Genomic DNA, 6,334 nt, shown 5'->3' with positions numbered 1-6,334 from the left:
GGCGGGAGAGGGGGCGTGAGGGTCGGCGCCTACTGGTGTCTTGAGTCGTGTGTTGATCGTTGTCGAGGAACGGAACTGCAGTGGGGCTTCACGTTCGTTCCTCGGACGACGGCCGGTCCGGGCTGGAATGTCAGCTTTGTCCAGTCCGCGACCGCGCGCGAATCTCCGACTCGGAACGCTAGTGGCCGCGCTTGAGCCACTCCGGTAGGGCGGGCGCTTCGGCGCCGATCGTTGTCGAGTCGCCGTGCCCGGTGTGGACCACCGTGTCCGAGGGGAGCGTCAGCAGGCGCTCCTTGATGGACTCGACGATCGTGTCGAAGCTGGAGTACGAGCGTCCCGTCGCGCCCGGCCCGCCCCGGAACAGGGTGTCGCCGGTGAACAGCACCCCGTCGGCGGCGGCGTAGACGCAGACGGCACCCGGCGCGTGGCCCGGCGTGTGCAGGATGGTCAGCTCCGTGTCGCCGACCGTGATGACCTGGCCGTCGGCGAGGTCGCCGTCGGGGGCCCGGTGGGGGTGGGTCTGGTCCCACAGCACCCGGTCGTCGGGGTGCAGCAGGATCGGCGCACCGGTGCGCTCGGCCACCGCCGGCGCGGCGTTCACGTGGTCGTTGTGCGCGTGGGTGCAGATGACCGCCTTGACCGTGCGGTTACCCACCCGCTGGACGATCGCGTCCGCGTCGTGCGCGGCGTCGATCACCACGCACTCGGTGGCGTCGCCGACGATCCACACGTTGTTGTCGACGTCCCAGCTGCCGCCGTCCAAGGTGAACTGCCCGGAGGTCACGAGATGATCGATCACCGGGCCATCATGTCACCAGCGCCGGTGAGAGGTCGTGGGTACGTCGTACAGCCCAATTCCTTGATCGTGGATCATCGGCAAAATTGTGGTCGCCTCCGGACTTACGGACCGTCGTCTTTCCCGAGTTGCATACGGAAACGTCGGGGTCGGAGGGGCGGGAATGATCGAGATTGGCGCGTTGGGGGCGGCCGGCGCCGGACTGGCCGGGATCGGCGGTCTGGCGTGGTGGTACCTGTGGCAGCGGGCTCGGATCAGGATCGAGCGGGAAGGATCGGCACGCAACATCGCACGTACGCGTGGCCTCACTCGCATGGCGTGCGAGCGCTACATCACCGTGCGTCTGGTCGAACGGGACATCGACGGCGAGCGGCTGGTCGAGATCAACCTGCCCGGCCACACCGGGGAGCGGGCAGCATGACTCTGCCGCAACCGCTTCCCGCGCCGGCCGGGTCGGAGCCCGACGAATCATTCGTTCGCTTTGTTCGCGAGAATTCCTCGACAATTCTGCGTTACCTCACGCGGGTCTGTTTCGACCCGCATCTTGCTGAAGACGCGTTACAGGAAGCGCTGACCGTGGCGATGAGCAAATGAGACGCCGTGTCGAAACACGAGCAACCGTTGTACTGGGTGCGCCGGACCGCGCTGCGCAAACTCATGGCCTTGCGGGACCGGCAGAAGCACAAGCGCACCGTCTCCCTGGAGAACCTCGGGCTCGAGGTGGCGGAGCCCGCCTCGAGCCACGACGCCGAGATGGTGCTCCAGTTGACGCTGAGTCAGCTGCCGGTGCGGCAGCGCGCCGTTCTGGCGCTGACGGTCGAAGGCGCCACCGACGAGGAGATCGCCGTACAGCTCGATCTGGCCATCACCACCGTCCGCACCTACAAGGCCGACGTGCGCCGGAAGTACCGCGGGCCGCCCGTCGGGTCGAAGAGCGTTTGTTGGACGGGGACGCGGTCGACGACGACCTCGACCTCCTCGATCCCCTCAGCGCGGACGTGAGCGAGGCGCGACGCATCCGACGCTCCGCGGAGCTCCGGAAGCGCGGAACGATCACCTGGGATGCCGGCGGACGCCTCACCTGGTCCGACGAGATGCTGCGGATCGTCGGACTGGCCCCGGTACAGGCGAGCCGGTCGCTGGTCCGGCTGTTCGCGTTGATCGATCCCGCGACAGGTCGAGGGTGGTCAGGCAGCTCCGGGACGCGTGGCGAACCACCTCGGCGACCGAGTTCAGGTGCCGGATCACCGCGCGCGACGGGTCCACGAGCTTCGTCGAGGTCCTCGCCGAGATCCTCACCGACGGCAACGGCGAACCGACCGGGGTCATCGCCACCGGCTACGACGTCACCGGCACCTACAAGTCCGGACGGGAGGAACAGCGGCGTCTCCTGCGTGACGGAAGTGTCCAGAAGAGTCTCGCGGAGGTCGACGCGGCGACCTCGCTGCTGAGCGGACGGGCCTTCGCGGAGGAGGTCGGGCGCGCGCTCCGGGCGGGTACCGGCACGCTGCTCGTCATCTCGGTATCGCCCAGTTCCCCGGGCGACGGTGACCCGGACGACCGGTTCGGGGTGGCCGCCGCGAAGGTCCTCCGCGACGCGGTGCACTCGGACGCGTGCGGCCTGCTCGGTCGCCTCGAGTTCGGCGTGCTCATGCCGTACACGACGTTCGAGACGGCCACGCCGAAGGCGATGGATTCTGGTGCAGTACGACTTCCGGCTTCCGATCCAGGGCATCGAACTGCTCTTCGACGCGGAGACCGCCTGGCGGCGCGCCAAGCAGGAAGGCGGGTCGCTGCACGTGCTGCGCCAGCAGCCCTCGGCCGAGCAGCGCCGCGACATCTGCCGTACCGGCATCAAGTCCGCGATCGAGCAGCGCCTTCACCCTGTACGCCCAGCCGCTGCGCGATCTGGAGCTCAACCGGACCACCCGGCACGAGATCCTCCTACGGGTGCCGGTTCGGCGTCGACGACTTCGGAACCGGCAACACGCCGTTGGGCTTCCTGACCAAGCTCCCCGTGGACCTGGTCAAGATCGACGGCAGCTTCATCGACGGGCTGCCCGCCTCGCAACCGCTGCAGGCGGTGGTGCGGGGGCTCGTCCAGATGTGCCGCGGCCTGGGGATTCTGACCGCCGCGGAGTGCGTCCGGGACGACGCGACCCTGGCGCTCCTGCGGGAGTACGGGGTCGACTTCGCGCAGGGCTTCCACGTGGGACGGCCGGAGAGCTTCGTGGCGGCGCGCCGGGTCAGGCCCGCGCTCCCGGAGTCCGGGTCGGCGGTGACCGGCCGCGCGGGATCGGCGGGCCGTGCCGCGCCCGGGGCGGCCTGCTGCTGAAACGCGCCGTTCCGGGGCGCTTTGTGCCGGTCACGTCACCGTTCTGTGAACGGGCTATTGACTTCCCACATATTCGGGCGTAAACAAACATGCACCAAAGTGAAACGGCGGTGAAACCACATGTACGCCGAGGAACGTCAGCAGGAGATCGTCCGGCTCGCACGGGCCAACGGACGCGTCGACGTGGCGACACTGGCCGACACGCTCAACGTCACGGCCGAGACCATCCGCCGTGACCTCACCTCCCTCGAGCGGGCCGGGGTGCTGCGCCGGGTGCACGGCGGGGCGATCCCCGTCGAGCGCATCGGGTTCGAACCCGCCGTCGAGACCCGCGACGCCGTTCTCATCGACGAGAAGGAGCGCATCGCCAAGGCGGCGCTGGCCGAGGTGCCCGAGGAGGGCGCGATCATCCTCGACGCCGGCACCACCACGGCCCGGCTGGCGCAGGCCCTTCCGGTCGACCGGGAGCTGACCGTCGTGGTCAACTCCCCGGTCATCGCGACCGTCCTGGGCACCCGGGCCAACATCAACGTGCTGATGATCGGCGGCCGGCTGCGCGGCAAGACGCTGGCGACGGTCGACGACTGGGCCCTGCGCCCGCTCGCCGACATGTACGTCGACGTCGCCTTCATCGGCACCAACGGCATGTCGGTCGAGCGCGGTCTCACCACGCCCGACCTGGCCGAGGCGGCGGTGAAGCGGGCGATGATCAACGCCGCCCGGCGAACCGTGCTGCTGGCCGACCATACGAAGATCGGCAACGACTACCTGGCCAGGTTCGGCACCCTCGCCGACCTCGACCTGCTCATCACCGACGCCGGCCTCGACAACGAACTCGTCGCCGACGTGGAAGCCACCGGTCTGAGGGTGGTGCGCGCATGATCGCCGGAGCGCAGCGTAGGCGGTCATGCGCGGCTCTTGTGCGGGATTTCGGGGGCACAGCATGATCGTCACGGTCACCCTGAACCCCAGCCTCGACCGGTCGATCGAGGTGGGAAAGCTCGTCGTCGGTGACGTGAACCGGGCCACCTCGGCCCACCTCGACCCGGGCGGCAAGGGCGTCAACGTCTCCCGGGCCCTGCTGGCAAACGGCGTCGCGTCACGGGCGGTGGTGCCGTGTGGCGGCGACGAGGGCGGCCAGCTCATCCGGCTGCTCGTCGCCGAGGGCGTCGACGTGCGGGCGGTGCCGATCGCGGGCAACACGCGGTCGAACATCACGCTCACCGAGCCCGACGGCACCACGACGAAGATCAACGAGCCGGGACCGCAGCTGAGCCCGGCCGAGTTCAGCGCCGTGATCGACCAGGCACTCACGGCCGCTGGGTCCGATGGTCCAGGCGACGCCGGCCCCGGGGCCGGCGACAGCGGCGTCGTGGTGGCGTGCGGCAGCGCCCCGCCCGGGCTGCCCACCGAGGCGTTCGGCGAGTTCTGCCGCCGGGTGCTGCTGGCGGGCCTCGGCCTGGTGGTCGATACCAGTGGACCGGCGCTGCGGGCCGCGGCCAGGGCCGGCGCCACGCTGGTCAAGCCGAACCGCGACGAGCTGGCCGAAGTGGTCGGCCGGCCGCTGCTGGCGCTGCGCGATGTCATCGACGCCGCGCAGGAACTGCGGTCCTGGGGAGCCGGCGCCGTGCTGGCCAGCCTCGGCGCCGACGGCGCGGTGCTGGTCGACGCGTCGGGCGTGGTCGCCGGCGAGGCGCCGGTGGAGCGTCCACGCAGTTCGGTCGGCGCCGGCGACGCGCTGCTCGCCGGCTTCATCGCGGCCGGAGGAGCCGAACCACACGACGGTAACGGTCAGAGGGCGCTCGCCGAGGCGCTCGCATGGGGGGCCGCCGCCGTCAGCCTGCCGGGGAGCCGAATGCCCGGCCCCGCCGACCTTCGACGGGACGACGTCCGCATCCACACGCACCCCGACGGGGTGCGTCCGCTGCTCGCCAGCAGCTGAGCTGCCCCCCGTTCAGCTCAGCTGCTGGCGCCCTACAGCCCGACCCATCCCCCCGTAAGAGCGTCCGAAGGAGCCACCCATGGCCACCTCCTACACACCCCCGGTCCAGGGCACCGGGTTCAAGGCCACCGTGCAGAGAATCGGTGGCCACCTAGCCGGCATGGTCATGCCCAACATCGGCGCCTTCATCGCCTGGGGTCTGATCACCGCGTTCTTCATCCCGCAGGGCTGGACCCCCAACGAGACGCTGGCCAAGCTGGTCGGCCCGATGATCACGTACCTGCTGCCGATCCTCATCGGCTACACCGGTGGCCGCATGGTGCACGGGCAGCGGGGTGCCGTCGTCGGCGCGGTCGCCACGATGGGCGTCATCGTCGGCGCCGACGTACCGATGTTCCTCGGCGCCATGATCATGGGTCCGTTGGCGGCCTACATCGTCAAGCAGTTCGACAAGCTGATCGACGGGAAGATCCGGCCCGGCTTCGAGATGCTCGTCGACAACTTCAGCGCCGGCATCATCGGCGGCCTCATGGCCCTGCTGGGCGTCTGGGCCGTCGGACCGGCGGTCAGCTGGATCGCCGACCGAGCCGAGGACGGCGTCGACTTCCTCATCGACAACCACATGCTCGGCCTGGTGTCGATCATCGTCGAGCCGGCGAAGGTGCTGTTCCTCAACAACGCGATCAACCACGGCGTGTTCACGCCGCTGGGCGCCGCCGAGGTGGCCGACAAGGGCAAGTCGATCCTGTTCATGATCGAGACGAACCCCGGCCCGGGCCTCGGCCTGCTGCTCGCGTTCTTCCTCTTCGGCCCGCGCGCCCTGCGCCCGTCCGTTCCCGCCGCGATGATCATCCAGTTCCTCGGCGGCATCCACGAGATCTACTTCCCGTACGTGCTCATGAAGCCGCGCCTGATCCTCGCCATGATCGCCGGCGGTGCCGCGGGCGTCAGCACCTTCATGGTCACCGGCTCCGGCCTCGTGGCCGCACCCGCTCCGGGCAGCATCTTCGCCTACCTCGCGGTCACGCCGAAAGGCGGTCTGTTCGGAGTGCTCCTCGGTATCGTCATCGCGACGGCCGTCACCTTCGTGGCCGCGTCCGCACTGCTGGGATTCGGCCGCAACGAACCCGCTGAAGAAGACGAGGTCGAGGCCGAGGCAGAGCTGGAAGCCGCCCGCGCCCGCACCGCCGAGAACAAGGCCGCCAGCAAGAACCAGGCGCCGGCCGCCGTCAACCGTGAAGCAACTCCCAGGGAGGCATGA

Annotated in this window: 8 protein-coding genes; 7 read left to right on the top strand and 1 reads right to left on the bottom strand. The window is 69.6% G+C overall.

The window, feature by feature from the left end:
- Window positions 1-178: 178 nt before the first annotated feature.
- Window positions 179-799, bottom strand: coding sequence for an MBL fold metallo-hydrolase (locus Voc01_RS03265; protein WP_239159910.1), 621 nt, complete (start codon window positions 797-799; stop codon window positions 179-181).
- A gap of 160 nt (window positions 800-959) precedes the next feature.
- Here Voc01_RS03265 and Voc01_RS03260 point away from each other — a divergent pair, with 160 nt between their 5' ends.
- From Voc01_RS03260 to mtlA, 7 genes are all read left to right on the top strand, one after another.
- Entirely contained in the window at window positions 960-1,217 is a 258-nt protein-coding gene (locus tag Voc01_RS03260) for a hypothetical protein (protein ID WP_203925728.1), read from the top strand.
- Window positions 1,214-1,390, top strand: coding sequence for a hypothetical protein (locus tag Voc01_RS03255; RefSeq protein ID WP_203925727.1), 177 nt, complete (start codon window positions 1,214-1,216; stop codon window positions 1,388-1,390). The genes Voc01_RS03260 and Voc01_RS03255 overlap by 4 nt, the downstream gene beginning before the upstream one ends.
- 6 nt (window positions 1,391-1,396) lie before the next feature.
- Window positions 1,397-1,798, top strand: coding sequence for an RNA polymerase sigma factor (locus Voc01_RS03250; protein WP_203925726.1), 402 nt, complete (start codon window positions 1,397-1,399; stop codon window positions 1,796-1,798).
- Window positions 1,799-1,979: 181 nt separating this feature from the next.
- On the top strand, window positions 1,980-3,131 hold the full coding sequence (locus Voc01_RS03245; protein ID WP_203925725.1) for an EAL domain-containing protein: 1,152 nt from the start codon (window positions 1,980-1,982) through the stop codon (window positions 3,129-3,131).
- Between the two features lie 120 nt (window positions 3,132-3,251).
- Window positions 3,252-4,013 carry a DeoR/GlpR family DNA-binding transcription regulator gene (locus Voc01_RS03240; protein ID WP_203925724.1) on the top strand — a complete coding sequence of 254 codons (762 nt, stop codon included), beginning with the start codon at window positions 3,252-3,254 and terminating at the stop codon, window positions 4,011-4,013.
- Window positions 4,014-4,074: 61 nt separating this feature from the next.
- On the top strand, window positions 4,075-5,073 hold the full coding sequence (locus tag Voc01_RS03235) for a 1-phosphofructokinase family hexose kinase (RefSeq protein WP_203925723.1): 999 nt from the start codon (window positions 4,075-4,077) through the stop codon (window positions 5,071-5,073).
- Window positions 5,074-5,152: 79 nt separating this feature from the next.
- On the top strand, window positions 5,153-6,334 hold the full coding sequence (gene mtlA / locus Voc01_RS03230; RefSeq protein WP_203925722.1) for a mannitol-specific PTS transporter subunit IIC: 1,182 nt from the start codon (window positions 5,153-5,155) through the stop codon (window positions 6,332-6,334).

It is taken from the genome of Virgisporangium ochraceum (assembly GCF_016863655.1).
Taxonomy (GTDB): domain Bacteria; phylum Actinomycetota; class Actinomycetes; order Mycobacteriales; family Micromonosporaceae; genus Virgisporangium; species Virgisporangium ochraceum.
The sequence above is the reverse complement of the archived record's forward strand: the minus strand, read 5'-3'. Positions and strand labels throughout refer to the sequence as shown.